Source organism: Nocardiopsis sp. NPDC006198 (assembly GCF_040613895.1).
Classification (GTDB): Bacteria; Actinomycetota; Actinomycetes; order Streptosporangiales; family Streptosporangiaceae; genus Nocardiopsis; species Nocardiopsis tropica.
This window is the reverse complement of sequence record NZ_JBEXSY010000001.1, coordinates 41,367-60,068: the sequence shown is the minus strand read 5'-3', so window position 1 is coordinate 60,068 and position 18,702 is coordinate 41,367. Positions and strand designations below refer to the sequence as shown.

Annotated in this window: 17 protein-coding genes, 1 pseudogene and 1 CRISPR repeat array; of the genes and pseudogenes, 4 read left to right on the top strand and 14 right to left on the bottom strand. The window is 71.9% G+C overall.

What is annotated here, in order from left to right:
• Window positions 1-15 precede the first annotated feature (15 nt).
• From ABZ234_RS00295 to ABZ234_RS00285, 3 genes are all read left to right on the top strand, one after another.
• Window positions 16-1,440: a cytochrome P450 gene (locus tag ABZ234_RS00295; protein WP_355010333.1), complete on the top strand. Its 1,425-nt coding sequence runs from the start codon at window positions 16-18 to the stop codon at window positions 1,438-1,440.
• A 103-nt stretch (window positions 1,441-1,543) separates the two neighbouring features.
• The gene (locus tag ABZ234_RS00290; protein ID WP_355010332.1) at window positions 1,544-1,945 is read left to right on the top strand and encodes a four-helix bundle copper-binding protein; all 402 of its coding nucleotides are present in this window, start codon (window positions 1,544-1,546) and stop codon (window positions 1,943-1,945) included.
• 31 nt (window positions 1,946-1,976) lie between these two features.
• On the top strand, window positions 1,977-2,363 hold the full coding sequence (locus ABZ234_RS00285; protein WP_355010331.1) for a hypothetical protein: 387 nt from the start codon (window positions 1,977-1,979) through the stop codon (window positions 2,361-2,363).
• 82 nt (window positions 2,364-2,445) lie between these two features.
• On the opposite strand, the gene ABZ234_RS00280 is transcribed toward ABZ234_RS00285, so the two are convergent.
• The 3 genes from ABZ234_RS00280 to ABZ234_RS00270 all read right to left on the bottom strand — a co-directional run bounded on the left by ABZ234_RS00280 (window position 2,446) and on the right by ABZ234_RS00270 (window position 4,753).
• On the bottom strand, window positions 2,446-2,907 hold the full coding sequence (locus ABZ234_RS00280; RefSeq protein WP_267945504.1) for a PPOX class F420-dependent oxidoreductase: 462 nt from the start codon (window positions 2,905-2,907) through the stop codon (window positions 2,446-2,448).
• A 162-nt stretch (window positions 2,908-3,069) separates the two neighbouring features.
• Window positions 3,070-3,579, bottom strand: a complete 510-nt coding sequence (locus ABZ234_RS00275) for a hypothetical protein (RefSeq protein ID WP_355010330.1) — start codon at window positions 3,577-3,579, stop codon at window positions 3,070-3,072.
• Between the two features lie 277 nt (window positions 3,580-3,856).
• Window positions 3,857-4,753, bottom strand: a complete 897-nt coding sequence (locus ABZ234_RS00270) for a LysR family transcriptional regulator (protein ID WP_355010329.1) — start codon at window positions 4,751-4,753, stop codon at window positions 3,857-3,859.
• Between the two features lie 101 nt (window positions 4,754-4,854).
• Between ABZ234_RS00270 and ABZ234_RS00265 the strand changes: the two genes are divergently transcribed.
• A complete protein-coding gene (locus ABZ234_RS00265) occupies window positions 4,855-5,367 on the top strand; it encodes a PACE efflux transporter (protein WP_355010328.1) in 513 nt (170 codons plus the stop codon).
• 16 nt (window positions 5,368-5,383) lie between these two features.
• Window positions 5,384-6,204: a CRISPR direct-repeat array (repeat unit 29 nt; unit sequence GGGTCCATCCCCGCGTGCGCGGGGAGCAG).
• A gap of 9 nt (window positions 6,205-6,213) precedes the next feature.
• On the opposite strand, the pseudogene ABZ234_RS00260 reads toward ABZ234_RS00265, so the two are convergent.
• The 11 genes and pseudogenes from ABZ234_RS00260 to ABZ234_RS00210 all read right to left on the bottom strand — a co-directional run bounded on the left by ABZ234_RS00260 (window position 6,214) and on the right by ABZ234_RS00210 (window position 18,616).
• Window positions 6,214-7,454: pseudogene (locus ABZ234_RS00260) on the bottom strand (IS30 family transposase).
• A 265-nt stretch (window positions 7,455-7,719) separates the two neighbouring features.
• A complete protein-coding gene (cas2e, locus tag ABZ234_RS00255) occupies window positions 7,720-8,070 on the bottom strand; it encodes a type I-E CRISPR-associated endoribonuclease Cas2e (RefSeq protein ID WP_267945507.1) in 351 nt (116 codons plus the stop codon).
• Complete coding sequence (gene cas1e / locus ABZ234_RS00250; protein WP_355010327.1) at window positions 8,067-9,023, bottom strand: type I-E CRISPR-associated endonuclease Cas1e; 957 nt, start codon at window positions 9,021-9,023, stop codon at window positions 8,067-8,069. The genes cas2e and cas1e overlap by 4 nt, the downstream gene beginning before the upstream one ends.
• Window positions 9,020-9,763, bottom strand: a complete 744-nt coding sequence (gene cas6e, locus ABZ234_RS00245; RefSeq protein WP_355010326.1) for a type I-E CRISPR-associated protein Cas6/Cse3/CasE — start codon at window positions 9,761-9,763, stop codon at window positions 9,020-9,022. The genes cas1e and cas6e overlap by 4 nt, the downstream gene beginning before the upstream one ends.
• A complete protein-coding gene (gene cas5e, locus ABZ234_RS00240; protein WP_355010325.1) occupies window positions 9,763-10,482 on the bottom strand; it encodes a type I-E CRISPR-associated protein Cas5/CasD in 720 nt (239 codons plus the stop codon). Before cas5e ends, cas6e begins: the two co-directional genes overlap by 1 nt.
• Entirely contained in the window at window positions 10,479-11,666 is a 1,188-nt protein-coding gene (gene cas7e / locus ABZ234_RS00235) for a type I-E CRISPR-associated protein Cas7/Cse4/CasC (protein ID WP_355010324.1), read from the bottom strand. The genes cas5e and cas7e overlap by 4 nt, the downstream gene beginning before the upstream one ends.
• Window positions 11,667-11,797: 131 nt before the next feature.
• Complete coding sequence (gene casB / locus ABZ234_RS00230) at window positions 11,798-12,493, bottom strand: type I-E CRISPR-associated protein Cse2/CasB (RefSeq protein WP_355010323.1); 696 nt, start codon at window positions 12,491-12,493, stop codon at window positions 11,798-11,800.
• Window positions 12,490-14,205: a type I-E CRISPR-associated protein Cse1/CasA gene (casA, locus tag ABZ234_RS00225; protein WP_355010322.1), complete on the bottom strand. Its 1,716-nt coding sequence runs from the start codon at window positions 14,203-14,205 to the stop codon at window positions 12,490-12,492. The genes casB and casA overlap by 4 nt, the downstream gene beginning before the upstream one ends.
• A complete protein-coding gene (gene cas3, locus ABZ234_RS00220) occupies window positions 14,195-17,101 on the bottom strand; it encodes a CRISPR-associated helicase Cas3' (RefSeq protein ID WP_355010321.1) in 2,907 nt (968 codons plus the stop codon). Before cas3 ends, casA begins: the two co-directional genes overlap by 11 nt.
• A 439-nt stretch (window positions 17,102-17,540) precedes the next feature.
• Window positions 17,541-17,744, bottom strand: a complete 204-nt coding sequence (locus tag ABZ234_RS00215; protein ID WP_355010320.1) for a DUF397 domain-containing protein — start codon at window positions 17,742-17,744, stop codon at window positions 17,541-17,543.
• Entirely contained in the window at window positions 17,741-18,616 is an 876-nt protein-coding gene (locus tag ABZ234_RS00210) for a helix-turn-helix transcriptional regulator (RefSeq protein ID WP_355010319.1), read from the bottom strand. Before ABZ234_RS00210 ends, ABZ234_RS00215 begins: the two co-directional genes overlap by 4 nt.
• Window positions 18,617-18,702: the final 86 nt, after the last annotated feature.

Sequence of the window (18,702 nt, the reverse complement as noted above, 5' to 3'; positions counted from 1 at the left end):
ACCGCAGGGGGCGAAGTGACAGGGTCAGGGGGCTCGCGGGACCGCGGCACCGGGGAGGACGCGCAGGGCGGCGCCGGAACGGCGCAGGCACTCGCGGCAGAGGCGGGGACGGCGAAGGGCGCCGTCGAAGCGGAGTTGGGCGGCCCCGACGCCGCCGAGACCGCGCGCGTCCTGTCGACGGTGCTGCTCCCCACCCTGGCGCGGGGCGTGCTCGTACGGCGCCCCCTGATGGAGGGCCTGGTCAGCGCACTGGAGGCGGACCGGGGGATCGTCTCCACCCTGCGGGGCCTGCGCGAGAGGCACGGCGACGGGCCGCTGCCGCTGCGCCTGGCCGGCAGGGACGCCGCCCTGGTGCTGGCCGCCGACGACGTGCGGACGCTGCTGGAGGGCACCCCGGACCCGTTCTCGTCCGGCGGGCGCGAGAAGCGCGGCGCGCTGTCGCACTTCGAGCCGCACGCGGTCCTGGTCTCCGAGCCCGAGGAGCGGCCGCACCGGCGGACCTCCAACGAGCAGGCCCTGGCCACCGGCCGCGTACTCCACCCCGACGGGGACGTGATCGCGGCCCAGGCCGACGAGGAGGCGCGGGCCCTGCTGGCCGCTCTGGGGGACGGCGGCGTCCTCGACTGGAACCGGTTCTCCGCGTCCTTCGACGCGCTGGCCCGGCGGGTGGTGTTCGGCGCCTCCGCGGCGGGGGACGTCCGGACCACCGAGCTGCTGCGCCGGCTGCGGGCCCGGGGCAACTGGTCGTACGCGGCGCCGGTGCAGCGGACCGTGAGGGCGGAGTTCCTCGACCGGGTGGGCCGCGCCGTCGACCGGGCCGAGCCCGGCAGCCTCGCTGCGGGCCTGTCCCGGGAGGCCGGGTCCCACCCGGAGGACCAGGCGGCCCACTGGCTGTTCGCGTTCGACGCCGCGGCGATCGCCGCGTTCCGCTCCCTGGCGCTCCTGACGTCGTACAGCCCGGGGGCGCACGCGGCCCGGGAGGAGATCCGGGAGACCGAGGGGCTGGACCTGCCGCTGCTGCGCGCGACGGTGCTGGAGTCCGTACGGCTGTGGCCGACGACGCTGGCGGTGCTGCGGGAGAGCAACCGCGAGACCGTGTGGCGGGACCGCGTGTTCCCCGCCGGGACGGCGTTCGTGGTCATGAGCGCCTACTTCCACCGCGACCCGTCCCGCCTGCCGTACGCCGACGAGTTCGCGCCGGAGGTGTGGATCGACGGCCGGGCCGAGGAGGACCCGGGGATCCTGCCCTTCAGCTACGGCCCGGCCGGGTGCGCGGGGCGCGAGGTGGTGCCGCTGACCCTGTCGCTGTTCCTGCGCTCCCTCGTGCGGGACCGCGACCTCACCCGTGTCGACGCGCGCGGCCCGCTGCCCGCGTCGGGCCTCCCCGCCTCGCTGAACCACTTCGCCCTGCGCTTCACCCTGCCCGGGCGCGGCGTCTGAGCTGACGACGCACCCGGACGGGCCCCTCCTCACCCGGTTCCGAGCACGACCGAGACCGAACCCGCCCGGGCGCCGAGCCCGGGCGGACCACCGAGGAGGGGCCATGAGCACCGTCGGACAGATCCTGTACACCCACCCGGAGGACCCCGAGGGGGTCGGCGTGAAGATCACCGCGTGCGTCGAGGCCTGCGGGGAGTGCGCGCAGGTGTGCACGGTGTGCGCGGACGCCTGCCTGGGCGAGGAGACGGTGGCCGACCTGGTCGCCTGTGTCCGCACCGACCTGGACTGCGCGGACATGTGCGCCGTGACCGGCCGCGCGGTCTCCCGCCGGACCGGCGAGGAGGACGACGTCCTGCGGCTCCTGCTGGAGGCCTGCGCGGAGGCGTGCCGCAAGTGCGCCGAGGAGTGCGAGAGGCACGCCGGGGAGCACGAGCACTGCCGCCTGTGCGCGGAGGCGTGCCGCCGCTGCGAGCAGGCGTGCCGGGAGCTGCTGGCCGCTCTCTGAGGCCGCGGACGCTCCGACGGAAGGGGAGGCGATGGACGGGCCGATGCCGACAGGGGTGGCCGTGGTCGCGGTGGTCGCGGCCCTGCCGGTCGTGGTGTTCTTCTTCGTGCTGTGGGTCATCCGCTGGGACACGATCCGCAAGCAGCGGGCCGTACGCTCGCCCGACTACTGGAAGGAGCGGCCGGACGGCCGGCGCTACCCGACCGGTTGGGGCGAGTCCCGGGAAGGGGGTCCTCCGGAGGAGGGCGGCGGGGCCGACACCCCACCTGGGAGCGGCCCGCCGGGACGGGACCCGGGTGAGGGCGGGGAGCCGCCGGGAGGGACCGGGGGGACGGAAGGACCTGAGGGTTCCGGGCGCGGAGGCGGGCCGGAAGGCCCCGAGGGGCCCGGTCGGGAGGGCGGACCGCCGGAACGGTAGCGGTCCGACACGAGGGGCCTGGGCCGCCGGGTCAAGGCACGGAGGGCCGCGCGGACACCGTTCCGCGCGGCCCTTCGCCGTGTCAGACGCGGTCGGCGGGGAACCCGCCGGTGGCGACCGGGCCCCAGCGCCTCGGGGTGATCCGGACCAGGGCCTTGCCCTGTCGGCGCATCGCCTCGCGGTACTCGTCCCAGTCCGGGTGCTCACCGGAGATCACCCGGAAGTACTCGACCAGGGGCTCCACCGCCTCCTCCCCGTCGATGACCTCGGCGTCGCCGTCGATCTGGACCCACGGGCCGTCGAAGTCCTCGGAGAGCACCACGATGCTCACCTTCGGGTCGCGGCCGGCGTTGCGGGCCTTGGCGCGCTCGGGGTAGGTGGAGACCACGATGCGGCCCTCGGTGTCGACCCCGCAGGTGACCGGCGAGGCCTGGGGGCCGCCGTCGGCCCGGCGGGTGATGAGGAGCCCCCGGTGGCGGGGGCGGGCGAACTCCAGCAGACCGTCGAGGTCGACCTTGGTGTTGGTGGCGATCGAAGGGCTCATCTTCTCGCTTTCGCTGCTCAGGGTGTCCGCGTTCCGCTCACGAACCGGGTCAGCCTAGTGCTCCGCCGAGGGGCGAACCAGGCCCTGACAGGCCGTGTCACGGGGCTGTCCGTCCGGGGCGCGGTCCCTCACGTGGCGGCGGCAGCGGTTCCGACCGACCCCCTAGGCACGGAGGAACCAGTTGTAGATCCGCCTGTCCTCGTCGCTGATGAAGAGGTACATACGCAGATCACCGCCGTCCCGGTCCAGCCCGAAGCCCCACGAGTACGATTCCGAGGGGCCTGTACGCCAGCGCTCCCTCGTGGGCACCCGGTAGGGCGAGTCCTCCGGAGCCTCATCGGTCGCGGTGGTCTCCACCAGGGTGAGCATGACCCGGGGGCCGATGTGATCGGTCTCGTAGACTTCCCACTCCCCCGTGCCCGTGACACGCCACCCCTCATCGAAGTCCATGCCCCCACCGTCGAGCCTGTGGAGTTCGGCCTCCCCACCCTCGTGGAGGGTGACACTGCTCCCCTCCCAGCCCAGCCACGTACCAACCAGCTCCTCCTGGGTGACCTCGCGTACCTGAGGCACCGGGAAGTAGCGGTAGACGAGCGTGCACCCGGTCGTTCCGAGGGACAGGGCCGCCATAAGCACGGCCGCCATCGTCACCCTGCGTGATACACGTGGCATGGCCCGATCCTCCGCGTCGACTCACCGTCCCCCTCATCCTTCACCAGGGTTCCGGAGCCGGACATCCGGGGTGGTAGGAGTTGTGGCCCACGACTCCGGGCCCGGCGCGGTCGGCCGGGCACACTCAAGCCGGGCAGGCGGAAACGGCACCGACCCCCGAAACGGCTACCCCGAGTCAACTCCAGGACCTCTCCGTGCCGCCGGGCCGCAGAGCGCGCGGAAACGGAGCCGGGCGCCCCGCGTGCGGGGCTCCGGCGGCCGGTGGCGCGGCCGGAAATCAGCCCCGGACGCGCCAGTCCCGGCCCATCCGGTCGACCAGCTCCCCCGCCGCCTTGCGGAGCGGGCTGCCGCGCAGCCACACCAGCTGCACCGGCATGGCCAGGCCGTTCCTGAGGTTCTCGAACTCCATCACGCGCACCGCCCCGGCCGCGGCCCTGCCCCGCACCACCGGCAGCGGCAGGTTGGCCCAGCCGACCCCGCGCTCCACCAGGCCGAGCGCGGTCTCCACCGAGTTCGCGCGCCAGTAGGCGTCCGAGACGACGAGCCGCCGCTCCGTCAGCTGCCGCTCCAGGCTGGACACCACGATCTGACGGGCCCCGGCGAGGTCCTCCAGGCGCCGCAGGTCGGCGGGGATCCCGAAGGTCTCCACGGAGGCGGACGCCACCGCCACGAACGTCTCCTCCGCCACGTTGAGGAACACCTCCTCCCGGTCGTTGCGGGTGCGGGCGAACATCAACGCCAGGTCCACGGTTCCGGAGTGCAGCTGCTCCCGGACGTCGTCCTGCGGGGCGTCGGCGATCTCCACGGAGAGCAGGGGGTGGCGCGCCGCGATCTCCGCCACCGCGTCCAGGAGGGGCCGGTGGTCGACCCCCGCCGACACCCCGACCGTGAGCGTGCTCTCCAGGTCGTCGGAGAGCTCGACCGCGTGGGCCTGGAGCAGGCGCAGCCTGCTCGCGACCAGCCGGGCGTGCGGCATGAGGGCCTGCGCCCGCGCCGTGGGGACGGGCTCGCGCCTGGAGCGGTCGAACAGCGGATAGCCGAGTTCGGCCTCGATGTTAGCGATGCCCATGCTCACCGCCGAGGGAACCCGGTTCAGCGCGCGTGCGGCGGCCGAGAAGGAGCCGTGGTCGACCACGGCGAGGAAGAGGTCGATGTTGTCGCTGGAGAGGCCCACGTTCTGTCAACCGATCTGAAAGAAGCTGACTTTTTCCATCACCGTAGCTGACGTTAGCGTCGGACCCTGTTGCATCCGGAAGATCCCGAAAAGAGTGCGAAGTGCAAGGTCTGAAGCGCAAGCTGGTGTACGTGGGCGGCTACGAGGTCATCGGCTTCGCCGTCGGCACCGCCGTGATGACGGCCCTGACAGGAAGCGGCCCCGGGACCACGGCCCCGCTCGCGATCATGATCGCCACCGTGGCGGCGCTGTGGAACATGGCCTTCAACTACCTGTTCGAGGCGTGGGAGCGCCGGCAGGTCAGCCGCGAGCGCACGGTGGGGCGCAGAATCCTGCACGCGGTCGCGTTCCAGCTGACGCTGGTGTGCTACCTGATCCCGCTCATCGCGTGGTGGCTGGACATCAGCCTGGTCCAGGCGTTCCTGCTGGACCTGGTGTTCATCGTCTACATCCCGTTCTACACGTTCGGCTACAACTGGGCCTTCGACAAGATCTTCGGGCTGCCGTCCTCCGCCATCGCGGAACCTGTTCCGGGGTCGGAAGGTGTGGCGGGAGCCGGGGACGGGGTTGCCGAGCCCGCCGAGGAGCCCGCGCCTGTGGCCGAACGCTCCTGAGTTCGGCCGAGGCGATCGCCGTCCCCGCAAAGTGCGGGGAGCAGGCGCACCTGCTCGTCACCACCGGCGGGTGGGCGGGTCCATCCCCGCGCGTGCGGGGAGCAGAAGCGCGCCTCCGTGGTCCTGGCGTCGTAGTCAGATCCATCCCCGCGCGTGCGGGGAACAGCGGGTCAAGCCCGACGCGGACGTGGCCGAGTCGGGTCCATCCCCGCGTGCGCGGGGAGCAGTTTCAGTTTTCTCCGGCCCGCAGGGGCCGGACAGGTCCATCCCCGCGCGTGCGGGGAGCAGGTCTGCCAAGTGTGACCGAGCATGGGCGGGTACGGTCCATCCCCGCGCGTGCGGGGAGCAGACCTGGTTGCACACGTCTCAGTCTTTTAGAGGGGGTCCATCCCCGCGCGTGCGGGGAGCAGGGGCCCGGCAAGACCCGCGCCGACGCCCCCCTGGGTCCATCCCCGCGCGTGCGGGGAGCAGTGCCTCGGTGTCGGCCGCCGCAGCCAGGAGGTGGGTCCATCCCCGCGCGTGCGGGGAGCAGCCCGGCCTGCAAGCAGGGGTGGGGCCGTCGTCGGGTCCATCCCCGCGTGCGCGGGGAGCAGGGGGCGCTCACAGGGGCACCAGCGCGGGGGGTGGGTCCATCCCCGCGTGCGCGGGGAGCAGTCGACCGTGTACACCGAGTTGTCAGCGATGAGGGGTCCATCCCCGCGTGCGCGGGGAGCAGATCGACGGCGAGGTCATGAAGTGGCCGGACCCGGGTCCATCCCCGCGTGCGCGGGGAGCAGGCGCTGCCCGTGAGCAGTCCGGTGTGGGTGTGGGGTCCATCCCCGCGTGCGCGGGGAGCAGAGACCGGATTCAATCGGTGGTTGCAACACCGGCCTGTTCCAGTAAGGCTAGCTGCTCATCCAGAGCCTCAGCCGGGGTCTTCCACCCCAACGTCTTACGCGGCCGGCCGTTCAAGGCCGCGGCAACGGCCTGAAGGTCCTGCGCACTCCACCGCGCCAGATCCGTGCCCTTGGGAAAGTACTGCCGCAACAACCCGTTGGTGTTCTCGTTCGTGCCCCGCTGCCACGGACTGTGCGGATCAGCGAAATACACCACGATCCCGGTCTGGACCCTGAACCGCACATGCTGAGCCAGCTCCACACCCTGGTCCCACGTCAACGAACGCCGCAACTGCTCGGGCAGCACCACCATCTGCGCGGCCAGCGCCCGACGCATAACCCCCGCGCCCGATCCGCCCGGAGGACCCCACCCGGGCAGATGGACCAGCATGGTGAACCGGGTGGTGCGCTCCACCAGGGTGCCGATCGCCGACCGGCCCGTCCCTATGATCAGGTCCCCCTCCCAGTGGCCGGGCACCGCCCGGTCGGCGGCCTCGGCGGGCCGCTCGCTGATCATCACCTCCGCGGACACATGGCCGCCCGCGCGGCCACGGGCCCGCGCCCGCGGCACCCGCAGCGCACGACCGGTGCGCAGGCACGCGACCAGCTCGCGTTTGAGCGCGCCCCGACCCTGCACATAGAGCGCCTGGTAGATCGCCTCGTGGGAGATACGCATGGACTCATCATCGGGGAAATCCCTGCGCAGCCGCCGGGAGATCTGCTCCGGGCTCCAGGACGTGGCCCACCGGCGGTCCTGGCGCCGGGGCCGGCTGCGTCCCTTCCACGGGGCCGCCGGGGGCCGGGCACCGGTGTCCCGTCGATCCGCCGGACCTGCCCGCACAACCGTTCCTGCACGTACCGGCGCAACGGCTCGCTGCCCAGGAGCTTGGCCGGTTTGGGCCGCCGGGCCCTGCGCTCGGCTTTCTTCTGGGCGATGAACGCCCGGTAGTAGATCAGGTCGCGGTGGACGGCGCCGTTACGGCGCAACTCCCGGGAGACGGTGGCCGGGTCGCGGCCGATCCGGCGGGCGATCCGCCTGACCCCGACGCCTTGGGCGTTGAGCACCGCGATCTCCTCGCGCTCGGTGAAGGACAGGTAGCGGCCCTGGAGCGGGGTGCGCAGGAAAGTGGCCATGCCGCCACGTTCGCGGAACCACCGGCTGCCGGCCGCGCGCGACGCACCGGCCGCGACAGCGGCGTTCTCGCTGGTCATGCCATGGGCGATGTGGTGCCAGAACCGGCGTTGCACCTCGCGGCGCTGAGAAAACACCCCCAGCGACCGCAGGGGCGACGGGCCCGGCGGCTCCCGGGTCCAGCCTTGTGGTTCGCTCATCGACACCTCCAGAATCGAGGTGTTGCGACAACCGATTGAATCCACCGAGTCGATGAACTGGGAACTTACCAGTGACAAGCGACCGTTTTTCCAACTTCTCGAGAAACAGACACCAAACCCACAACACCCATACCGGACACGAAGCTCACCTTCCCCCGAAACGCCGCCGCTTCGACGCCTTGCTCCACCCGGTCTTCGGCACCTGAGCGGCCTCGACCGCAGCCTTCCGCGGGCGGTGTATGAGGGTCAGACCCTCGTGGTCCACCGGCTGCCAGTGGTGCTCGAAGGTCTCGAAGGTGAACCCCTGCTCGGAGTCGTTGCTGTACGCCAGCAGCGCCCTGCCGTTCCCCGCGTACTCCTTCACCTCCGCCCACAGCGCCTCCCTGACCCTCCTCGACGGGTTGCCGATGAACACCCCGGCCGAGATCTCCAGCAGCCACCGGGTGAGGAACCCTCGCAGCCCCGGCGGGCACTTGGTGAGGACGACGACGGTCACCAGACCACCTCGTGGGAGTAGTCGCGCCCGGCCTCGAGCAGCTCGCCCCGGTCGCCCACCAGCCCGACCGCGTCCGCCTCATCCTCCCGGCCGTCGTCCACGTCGTGCCCCTGGCCCAGCAGGAGCCTCTTGATGTCGTCGACGCACCGGTCCAGCAGCTTCTCCTGGTTGATCCGGTCGCGCAGCAGCCGACGCGTCACCCCGTCCACGTCCTCCTCGCCCTGCGCCGCCGCGTCGAAGGCCACCGGGATGCCGATCTCCACCTTGTACAGGTCCGCGACGTCCATCACGAACCCCCGTTCATGCCCCGAGTGGACGAAGCCCAGTCCCGGGCTGCACCCGAGCGCCGTCGCCACCGCGTGCGCCACCCCGTAGAAGCACTGGGCGGCCGACGTGATCGCCTTGTTCGGCGCGTCGGAGTTGTCGTGGTGTCCCGGCGTATAGCGCCGCCCGTGCCAGGGCACACCCGTCCGCTCCGCCTCGGCCCGGTAACACGCCTGGACCCTCTTACCCTCCTTGCCGAGGAGTTCCTGGCGGCCGAACCGCTCCACGTCCAGGTCGGGGAACCGCATCCGGTACATCGCCCGCGCGACGTCGAGGCGGCTCTGCCGGTTGGCCCAGGCCTTCGCCTGGGCCTCCACCAGGTGCGATGAGCGCGTCAGCCCCCGGCCGGCCGCGTAGAAGCGCACCCCCTGCTCGCCCACCCACACGACGCTGGCCCCGCACTCCCCCAGGACGCTCATCGCCTGGTGGGTGACCCGCGTGCCGGGCCCGAGGAGAAGGGTGCCGATGGTGGCGCCCGGGATGTGCCGCACGCCCTCGCCGTCCTCGGCGGTGATCGCGTTGTCGTCGCGGTGGACGACGCACCGCTCCAGGTAGACGAAGGAGAGCCGTTCGCCGACCCTGGTCAGTTCGCGCGGCGTGGACGCGCGCCGCTTGCTCACCGTGGTCATCGGCCCACCTGCGCCAGGGTCATCAGGCCGCAGCCGTACGCCTTGGCCCGCCCCAGGCCGGCGCACAGCACGCGGCGCAGGGCGTCCGGGTCGGTGACGGTCAGCCTGCCGTCGAAGGTCGCGGTCACCAGGGGGACGCGCATTCGGGACCTCCCCTTCTTCTCGGGCCGGGGATCGGCCTTGTCGAACCCTGTTGCGTCGCGACCGTGGACGACCAGCTCGTGTTCGTCCTCACCGGGAATCAACTGCTGGTCGACCGGCCTGCGCACGATCTCGAACCCGTTCGCCTCCTGCCGCTGCAGCAGCCACCCCGCCTGGTGCCGGGGGGTGACGTGCGCGGTGACCTTGGTCGGCTCCCCGTCCTTGCGCCGGATGCTGTGCACGGGGTTGGCGGTGAGCCGGAATGCCCACGTCTGCCCCGCCTCCAGCCTGCCCAGGAAACCGGCGTAGTCGTGGGTCTGCCATCCGTCGCCCTCCGCCTTGGGCCACCCCGCCTGCTCCACCAGGTGGGTCAGGTCGGGCGCGGCCGGGCTCACGACGTACAGCAGCACCTCAGCCCTGGCGTTGCGGTCCACCCGCCACAGCACGCGCGGCGCCCCGGCGACACCCTGGTTCCCCGGGTCGCCCGGGAGCAGGTCCGGGAAGCCGCCCAGCACGGCGGCGTGCACGGCCTGCGGCGAGGACAGCAGCTTCCTGCTCCCCGGCCTGTTGGTGTTGAACCGGAATCGGGTGAGGTACATCAGCTGCCTCCCAGTGCGGACACGGGGTCGTGGTCGGGGGGTGCGGCGCGGCGGACCAGCGGGTTCGGCACGCGAACCGCCCCCGGGGTCACCGCCCGCAGGGCGTAGCGCCGGTGCAGGGGGTTGAAGCTGAGCGGCAGGTCGCGCAGGGTGTCGGCCCGGGTCTGTCCGGGGGCGGCGTCGACGAGGGTGCTGAGCTCCACCTGCTCCTCCCCCTTCCAGCGACGCTGACGCTGGAACCAGCGGGCGGCCTGCCAGGGCGTCCGCTCCAGGACGTCCTCGACCGTGCCGTCGACGGGGGCGCCCAGGTCCACGGGCCTCGCGGGCGGGCACGATCGCCGACCCAGGTAGGGCAGGTACACGGGTTCGCGGACGGCCCGGTACAGGTCGGCGACCAGTTCCGCGTCGCCCTCGACCGCCGCCACGAACACCGCGTCGGACAGGTAGAAGCGCTCCGACACCGGCATGGAGACCCCGGTGACCAGGTGCTTCGCGGTCTGGTAGTCGCGCACGCGCACGCCCGGCTGGTCCACGCGCACACCGAACCGCAGCGCGGCCAAATCGGACAGGTCGGCGGTCCGGTCGCGTCCGAGGGCCGCGGCGAGCAGGCCGACGACCCCGCTCTTGGTGGGGGCGTTCTCGGTGCCCCGGCGCGCGAACCGGGACGCCGACCCCCACGCCTGGAGGGGGCCGGCCAGGACGAGGGGCAGGGCACTCATGCCGTCGGCGCCTGACGCTGCGCGACGGCCGCGCCGACCTGGGTGACCAGCTCGGGGAGGGAGACGACGGAGCCCAGGCCGGAGAGCTTGGCGGTGCGCTCCCCCACGTGCACGACCCAGGTGTCCACGCCGTCCTCGGCCCCGTAGGCGCGTTCGACCTGGGAGACGTGGTCGGCCAGGCGCGCGCTGGCCTCGGCCACGTGGCCGGACCCGGCCGTCACCGGCTCCTCGAACGCGCCCACGAAGCTGATCGGCCGGGAGTCGCGCAACTTGACGACAACCGCGTCGGGCAGGGTGTGGTTGCCGAAGGTGTTGATCTTGCCGGTGGGCAGCGACTCCACGAACCCGCGCACGAACGCCTCGACGGCGCGGCGCAGCGGTTCGGTGACGGGCTCGTCCTCGCGCAGCCCCTCCCCCAGGTTCTTCTTGAGCAGGTCGACGTCGACGGCCGCGTACCGGTACAGGGTGGCGGAGTTGAACTCGACGGTGCCGATCATGCCCGCCCCGGTGTCCTCCTCCGGGTTCCGGTCGTCCACGGCCGTGTAGTAGTCGGACTCGTTCTCGACGGCGTGGACGCTGATGGCGTGGGCGACCTGCGCTGCGGCGTCCACGTTGATGTCGGCGCCGTCCGCGACCATGCGTCCGAACAGGGCGATGTCCACCGAGTGGCGGGTGTCGGCGACGGACTTGGCGCGCGCCTTGTTCTCCTTCTCCTTGAGGAACGCCTTGATGTCCTCGCGGCCCTCCAGCGCGAGTGCGGCCAGGCCGTCCCGCTGCTGGGCGCTGAGGAACATCAGGTAGGCGGACTCGGGGGCGGGCTCCTTCTCGCCCTTCTTCTTGGCGGCGTCGGCCTTGCGCTTGGGCACCTCGATCTTGGATCCGGTGGCCGTCTGCACGGTCTCCGCGGCGAGGACGAGCGCCTCGGCCTCCTCCACGGAGGGGTCGAGTTCACGGATGCGGGCGGCGATCAGCTCGGCGACGCGCTTGGTACGGGTGCCCAGGTCCTGCGGGTCGAGGAGGGCGTCGAACGCGAGCCGGGTGGCGCGCTTCCACGCCTGGCTGGAGACGCGGGACCGCTTGACCCCGCCGTAGACGGCGGTCTTGGGGGCGCCGGTGTCGTCCCGGTTGAGGTTGCTGGGCGGCACGGTCTGCAACACGTGCACGTCGAGAATGGTGCGGCTCATGGTGGTGTCCTCGTCGTCTTGTCGGTGCCCGTCAGGGCACGTGGGAGGGGCCGGCTGACAGCGCTGCCGGGGCAGCGCGAGGGGTCTGCTGGTCGCCCCCGGCCCGTGTGGTCCGCCGGGGGCGGCGGTGTTCAGCTCTCCGGGGCGGCGTCCGGGCTGTCCCCGTCCGGAGCCTGGTCCGAGGCGGCGTCGTCAGTCCGCTCGGAGCGATAGGCCTGGAAGCCGCGCCCCCAGGCCCGGCGCACCCGGGCGGCTCCCGCCGGCGTGCGGGCGTCGTGGAGCTGGTCGGCGAGGAGCCCGTAGTCGAGCGGGATGTCCTCGGTGCGCAGGAGGCTGACGATGCCGCGGAGCCGGTCGAGGCGGGTGGCGTGGTCGGCGGCGCTCCCGGCCTGCACGAACCTCTTGCGCAGGGGCTCGTCGATGTCGCCGCCGGGCATGAGTCGACGCACAGCCCCGCCGAGCCCGCTGCCCCGCTTGTGCATGCCCCGCTCCCTCTTGGACTGCTGGTGCAGCGCGTAGAGGGTGAGCGCCTCGTGGGCGGCAGCCTCGGCCGCCTCGGTGCGCGGGTCCTCGACCGGGAAGGTCTCGTAGAAGCGGTGGTCGAGGGTCAGTCCCACCAGCTCCGGGACCGCCTCGATGGGCTTGCCCGCGCCCCGGCGCAGCTTGGCCAGGGTGGAGACGGCTGCGGAGAGGTCCTTGAGGTAGCCGCCCTGGAGCGCGCGGACGCGCTCGTCCACGAACGTGCCGACCTCGCGGAGCTTGGGCACGTAGGCCGTGTTCGCGGCGGCGCCCTTGGGTGTGGGGCTGGTTGTGCTGGTGGTGGTCACTGCGGTGTCTCCGGGTCGTCGGGGGTGGCCATGGGGAGCGCCCTGCGCAGTCCCGAGCGGAAGCGCAGGTCGGCGCGGGAGGCGCTGAGCCAGACCGAACCGTTCTTGGTGGCGACGACCCGCCCGGTCCAGGCGGCCTCACCGGCGGATACAAGGAGGTCGTCACCGATGCCGGACACGATCTGGCGTGCCGTGAGCTGCCACTGGCGGCGCTGTTCGGCCGGGTAGAGCGGGTTGTCGGAGGGGCGCAGGTCGCGCAGCCACTTGCGGAAGGGCTCGTCCAGCGCGGCGAAGCCCCGGTCGCGGGCGGTCGCCCGGGGCGCCTCGGTCTCCGACCCCGCCGCCTCGGCCAAGGCGGTGGCCAGGTCCCCGAGGACCATGACCGCCTCCTCTGCGTCGTTGACGGCGTCGACGGCCGTCTGGCCAAGCGTGCTGTCCTGCTCGTTCAGCAGGACCACGGGCATGGCGACGGTGTCGTCCACGATCTCGTCGATGACCGACTGCTGGGTGCCGTAGACCGCGCCGACCAGGCGCGTGCGGAGGAGGAAGCCCTTGTCCAGGAACCCCTCCACGGTCAGGCGCGCGATCCAGTCGAGCACCCGGGGGCGCACGACCTTGGCGGCCTCGCGGCGCTGTTCCGCACCCCGGACACGGCCGGTGACCAGGGCGGCGAGGCCGCGCCAGGCGCTGCGGGCCGGGTCGTGGTCCCGGGGCAGGTAGACCTGCTCCTCACCGAGCTTCTTCTCCTGGGCGGGGCTGCGCCGCCAGGCGGTCATGGGTTCGCGGTCGTGCTTGTTGCGCGGGGTCAGGGGGTCGCCGTAGGCGAGCAGGACGCCGTGGACGGCTTCGCCGTCGTGGTGCAGGCGGACCCTTCGGCTCTGCCAGGTGTAGAGGTCGCGCAGGCCGTGGGGACGGGTCTGGGCCTCCGCTCCCCCGAGTGCCTCGGCGGTGGCCGGGGGCCGGCGCCAGGCCGGGAGGTCGTCGGGACGCGAGCGCAGGTTGTCGGTGTCGCGGGGCAGCAGGTTGAGGAGGAGGGTGGCGCGCAGGTCGTCGCCCTCCACGTAGACCCCGCCGAGGTTCCCGGCCCAGCCCACCCCTTGCGGGTAGACCTTGCCGCCCTTGACCCGGGGGTCGCCGACCACTCCGGACTTGATCCCGGAGGTGTCGTAGGCGTGGGCGTGCAGGAGCCAGCGGGCGGCCTCGGCAAAGCCCAGGCGTTCGGCGCCGCGGGCGCGCATGGTGAAGAACCGCGCGTTGTTGGGCACGTCGGCCACGATCGGATCGAGGGAGGAGTACTCGCCCTTGGCCGTGCGCAGGTCCGGGACCTGGAGAAAGGGCGTGGTCGGGTGCAGCAGGTCGAGGCGGTCGCGGTGCTCGTGGAGATAGTCGCGGACGCGGTCCGCGGGGAGGTCGCCCTCGCCTCCGTTCCACAGGTCGGCCCAGTCGTCGATGTCCTCCGGGCCGTCGATCGCGTCGTGCAGGACGGCCAGGAGCAGCCGCAGGAGGGAGAAGTCCTGGGTGGGCACGTCGCCGACCAGGCGCCGGACCTGCGGGGCCTGCTCGAAGACCTCGGTGAGGGAGAGTTCGGCCTCGGTCCCGTCGAGCCGCTGGACGGGGATCCAGGGCCGGCCGGTCAGGTCGAAGGAGGGCGGGGGCGTCGGTGGGGACGCGTCTGGCGAGGGTGACGCTGGCCCGGAGGCGTCAGTCGGCACGGTGGACCTCCAGTCCGTCGGTCGGGGTGTAGTGCAGCCGGAATCCGGCGAGTTCGGCGCGGTCGTCCTCGTCCAGGAAGAGGACGAGCTCTCCGGCGATCCAGTGGGCGTCCTTGGTCTGCCAGGCGAGGACGAGGTCGGTCTCGAGTTCGGCGATGGCCTGGTCCAGCTCCTTGGGGAACGTGAACTGGTAGGGCAGCCGGAGCGCGGAGGCCGCCAGGGCCCGCGCAGAGGCAGGCGGCGGCGCGCTGTCGGTGGGCAGGTCGAGCCCGCCGCGTTCGTCGGCCAGCCAGGGAACGGTGGTCACTGTGCCGTCGGCTGAGCGGCGGGCGACCAGGACCTCCAGGCTGTCGCGGGTGTCGCGGACCTGGGCCTTGCCGGCCTGAGTGTCCTCGGCGTCGCCGACCCCGGCCTCGATCCAGCCGATGAGCGCCCGCCCGTCCCGGGCGGCCGGTTTGAGCAGGAAAGTCTGGGCCTTCTCGCCCTTGCGCGCCTGCTCGGTCTCGTGGGCCCTGAGGGCCTGGGCCATCGCCTCGTCCCAGGTATCGGGGGCGATCGACCCGTCGCCGTAGGCGTCCTGGACCAGGGGGCTGATGTCGTCGGGGAGGCGGACGGTGCGGGCGGTATCCGCGTCTGCGGACTCCGCCTCCAGGCGAGTGCGGAGCACGGCGAGCGCGCGCAGGAGGGCGTGTTCGCCGTAGACCGTCCGCGAGCCCCGGACCGGCGTGGGCGGCGCTTCGTCCCAGTCCACGCCGGTGACCAGGCAGCGGGCCCGGCGCACGCGTTCGGGCCGGTCGGACTGGTCCTGTCCGCGCGGGTGGCGGTGCAGACGTCCCATGCGCTGAAGCATGAGGTCGACGGGGGCGAGGTCGGTGACCAGGAGGTCGAAGTCGACGTCCAGAGACTGCTCCACGACCTGGCTGGCGACCACGATATGGCGGGCGGGGCGCTCTCCACCGAGGTCGGCGACCTTGGCGGGCGGCCCGTAGTCGGCCACCAGGGCGTCGTCGTTGGCGGCGCGGTCCAGGGCGAGGAACCGCGAGTGGGTCACGGTGACCGTGTCGCCGCCGAAGTGGGCGCGCAGGTGCGCGGCGGCCTCGTGGACGCGCGCGACGGTGTTGCGTACGACCAGGGCGCAACCGCCGTCCGCCAGGGCCTCCTCCAGACGTGTGGTGAGAACGCCCAGGTCGTCCGCCAGAGGCTCCACGACGACGTCGGTGGCACGGCCGGAAGCGGCGGGGGTGTGCAGGCGGGGTACGGCGCCGGTCTCGGCCGTAGTGATCAGAGGGTAGGCGCGGGCCTCCCCGATCTCGTCGTAGCCTTCCCCCGACGTGCCGGTGTAGGCCTCGGCCAGCTCGCGCCTGCGCCGGGCGGGCAGGGTCGCGGAGAGGACGACGACGGGGACGCCGTACCTGCCGAGCCAGGAGAGGGCTCGGTCGAGGTAGGCGTTCATATAGGTGTCGTAGGCGTGGGCCTCGTCGATGACGACGACCTTGCCCGCCATGGCGAGGTGCCGAAGTGCCAGGTGCTTGCTCTTGAGGCCGGTGAAGAGGAGCTGGTCGACGGTGCCGACGGCGAAGGAGGAGAGCATTCCCTTCTTGCGGCCCCGGAGCCAGCGGTGGGCGGTGAGGGCGGCCGGGGTGCGGCGCTTGTTGCCGGGGCCACTGTCCTCGGCGTCGCGGTCGGTGTCGCTGGCCAGGCGGCGTCCGCCGCCCATGAGCTGCGTGAACTCCTCGTTCAGGTGCGCCTTGGAGTGGGCGAGGAACACGGCGGCCGCTTCGTCCGGCATCCCGGGAAGGCGTTCGAGCCAGGTGAGGTAGCGCTCGAACATGGCGTTGCTGGTGGCCATGGTCGGCAGGGCGACGAAGCAGCCGCCCGCGCCGGACCGGGCCGCGAAGATCTCCGCGACGGCGAGGGCGGCCTCGGTCTTGCCCTCGCCCATGGGCGCCTCGACGATCATCAGGCCGGGGCCGGACATCTGCCTGACGGCCGCGACGGCCTGTTCCTGGACGGGGCGGACGGTCGCGTCCTCGGGGAGGTCGAAGCGTTCCGAGAAGAGTTCCGCCGCGGTGCCCTCGGGCTCCTCGGCCTTCCACTGCGGGGGGAGGGCAAGGAGGCGCCAGGCTTCGCGGGTGCGCTCGGGGTCGGTGCTGCGCTCGCCCGGGAAGTAGGGGAAGAAATCGGAGTTACTGGCGATCCAGTCCGCGACGATGACCAGCGCGCTGAGGAGGACCTGCACGGTCTGCGGGAGCTTGAGCGACTTCCAGTCGGAGAGGCGTTCGGCCGCTCCGGTGATCCGGGCGGCGGTGTCGAGGAGTTCGGTCTGGGCCGTCGACCAGGCGGTCTCGTGGCCGGGGGTGCGCAGGAGCTGGGGGTGCCGGTCAAGTGCGTCGATGGCCGAGTAGCCGGGCTGCACGCCGTGGTGGCCGCCGGCGACGATGGTGAGCTGGTGGGTGTCGCGGGGGTTCCAGCCGTGGTGGTCCACGAGCCAGTCACGCAGGATGAGCTGACCGGCGAGGCCGTGGGGAGCGAGGTTCCGGTCGGGCATCTGCTTCTGGAGGGGCATCTCCAGACCTTGACGGCGCATGTCGTCCGCGAGGTGTTCGACCTGGCAGGCGAAGGCGGGCGTGGCCTTGCCGATGTCGTGGGTGGCGGCGAGCCAGACCGCCAGGAGGCGGGCGTCGTCGGGGCCCTGCGGGAGTGCGGCGCTGACGTGGTCGCGCACCTGGGCGGGCAGCCATGCGTTCCAGAGCTTGTCCGCGACGGCGGCGCTGTCGGCCATGTGGCGGTACAGCGGAAGCCAGCCGTCGGACTCGAAGTCGTGTTTGGCCCACACTGCGCGAGCGGCAGGGGACAACGTGGCAGCCCAGGTCAAGGGCTGTCCGGGAAGGGTCATGCCGGTATTCAACCGAACCGGCGAGAAGTTTCGTGGGCTTTCTCGAACATTAGTCCGACCAGTTTTGGCCAATTGCTACTCGTGGGTTTAGCCACGGAATCGGGACTCTTGTGGTATCTGGTCCCGTGGTTGTCGCATGCGGCAGGAGTAGCCGGGGTGGGTGGTGGGGGCGTGGGGCCATCCCCGCAGGTTCGGGGAGCAGGCATCATCGCGGGTTCCGATTCGTTCGGTAGCGGGTCCATCCCCGCGTGCGCGGGGAGCAGACTCGATGACCTGCCTACCGACCGGTGGCGCGTCTCCCGGATGAGCGACGAGACCGTGCACCTGGTGCGCGTGGCCACCGCCACCGAGTAGCCACCAGACCACGAAAGGCCGCCCACCCCTTCTCTGGGGTGGGCGGCCTTTCGTGTTTCTCAGGCAATCGCGTGCGGTCAGACCTCTATCGGGTCACCGATGCCAACCAGGCCGCCCACTCGGTGCGACCGAACGCGAGACCACCGAGTTCGCGGTTCTGGGTGTCGCGCACCGCGCGGTCGGCACCGACCTCGCCGACCTCGACGCACCCCGAGGAGCGTTCGCTGTAGGTCGCCTTGCGCCACCCCCGAGCGGTCGCCGACGGACGATTATGGAGTGTGTTCTTCATCTGCTGCGCAGCTCCCTCGCTATCTGCCGGGCCATTTGCTCTGACCGGACCGGATCGAGTGCCCGGCGCCAGAGATCATCCCAGGCCGCTCGATACGCCGCGACCTCGTGGGGCTTGTCCAAGTACAGCTCACCGGCGAGCTGCTCTACGTACACCGTTGTCGGTTCCGGCGAGCCATGGGGCGGTTGGGGAAAGCCCAGGACGGTGAACCGGCCCCCGTTCATGGCGAGGTAAGGGCCACCCGTGAACGGCACGACGCGGATGTCGACGTTCGGCAACTCCATGAGCTTGGCGATGTGGTCGAGTTGTTCGGCCATCACCGCGCGGCCGCCCACGATCCGGCGGAGAACCGCCTCGTCCAGCACCATCCTCAAACGAGGGGCCGCTGTGGGGCGTGTGAGCAGACGCTGCCGTGTCAGGCGCAGTTCGGTGAACCGCTCCAGGTCCTCTTCCGTTCGCGGTGTCATCTGGGCGAGGGTGCGCATGTAGCCGTCGGTCTGGATCAGGCCTGGGATGGTCTGCTGCTCGTGCCACTCGATCCGGTCGGCGGCCGACTCCAATCCCAAGTAGACGGAGAAGCCCTCGGGGATGACATCGCCGTAGGAATTCCACCAGCCGGGCGTTTTGGCCTGCTTGGCCAACGCCACGAGGGCCTCGGTGAGTTCGTCGTCGGCACCGTAGACCTTGCACAGTGCCTCGACGTCGACCCAGCGGGGGGAGATGAGAGCACCCTCCATGCGGGAGAGCTTGGACGTGCTCATCTCGACAGCCTGGGCGGCCTCGCGCAGGGGGAGAGCGGCGTTGGTGCGTAGCTGGCGCAGGTGCCGTCCGACCTGGCGCCGGGGCACGGTCGAGCCGGGGTTTTCGCTCATCGGAACTGCTTCACCTCCGTTCTGCAACGGATTGCGTTGCGTTCTGCAACGCGACTTTACGTCAACGTTTCAAAAGAACACTATCC

Bases quoted from the DNA above. Each gene is read 5' to 3' on its own strand.
- ABZ234_RS00290 (WP_355010332.1), top strand. From the start codon at position 1,544: ATGAGCACCGTCGGACAGATCCTGTACACCCACCCGGAGGACCCCGAG.
- ABZ234_RS00285 (WP_355010331.1), top strand. From the start codon at position 1,977: ATGGACGGGCCGATGCCGACAGGGGTGGCCGTGGTCGCGGTGGTCGCG.
- ABZ234_RS00280 (WP_267945504.1), bottom strand. From the start codon at position 2,907: ATGAGCCCTTCGATCGCCACCAACACCAAGGTCGACCTCGACGGTCTG.
- ABZ234_RS00275 (WP_355010330.1), bottom strand. From the start codon at position 3,579: ATGCCACGTGTATCACGCAGGGTGACGATGGCGGCCGTGCTTATGGCG.
- cas1e (WP_355010327.1), bottom strand. From the start codon at position 9,023: ATGACCACGGTGAGCAAGCGGCGCGCGTCCACGCCGCGCGAACTGACC.
- cas6e (WP_355010326.1), bottom strand. From the start codon at position 9,763: ATGTACCTCACCCGATTCCGGTTCAACACCAACAGGCCGGGGAGCAGG.
- cas5e (WP_355010325.1), bottom strand. From the start codon at position 10,482: ATGAGTGCCCTGCCCCTCGTCCTGGCCGGCCCCCTCCAGGCGTGGGGG.
- cas7e (WP_355010324.1), bottom strand. From the start codon at position 11,666: ATGAGCCGCACCATTCTCGACGTGCACGTGTTGCAGACCGTGCCGCCC.
- cas3 (WP_355010321.1), bottom strand. From the start codon at position 17,101: ATGACCCTTCCCGGACAGCCCTTGACCTGGGCTGCCACGTTGTCCCCT.
- ABZ234_RS00215 (WP_355010320.1), bottom strand. From the start codon at position 17,744: ATGAAGAACACACTCCATAATCGTCCGTCGGCGACCGCTCGGGGGTGG.
- ABZ234_RS00210 (WP_355010319.1), bottom strand. From the start codon at position 18,616: ATGAGCGAAAACCCCGGCTCGACCGTGCCCCGGCGCCAGGTCGGACGG.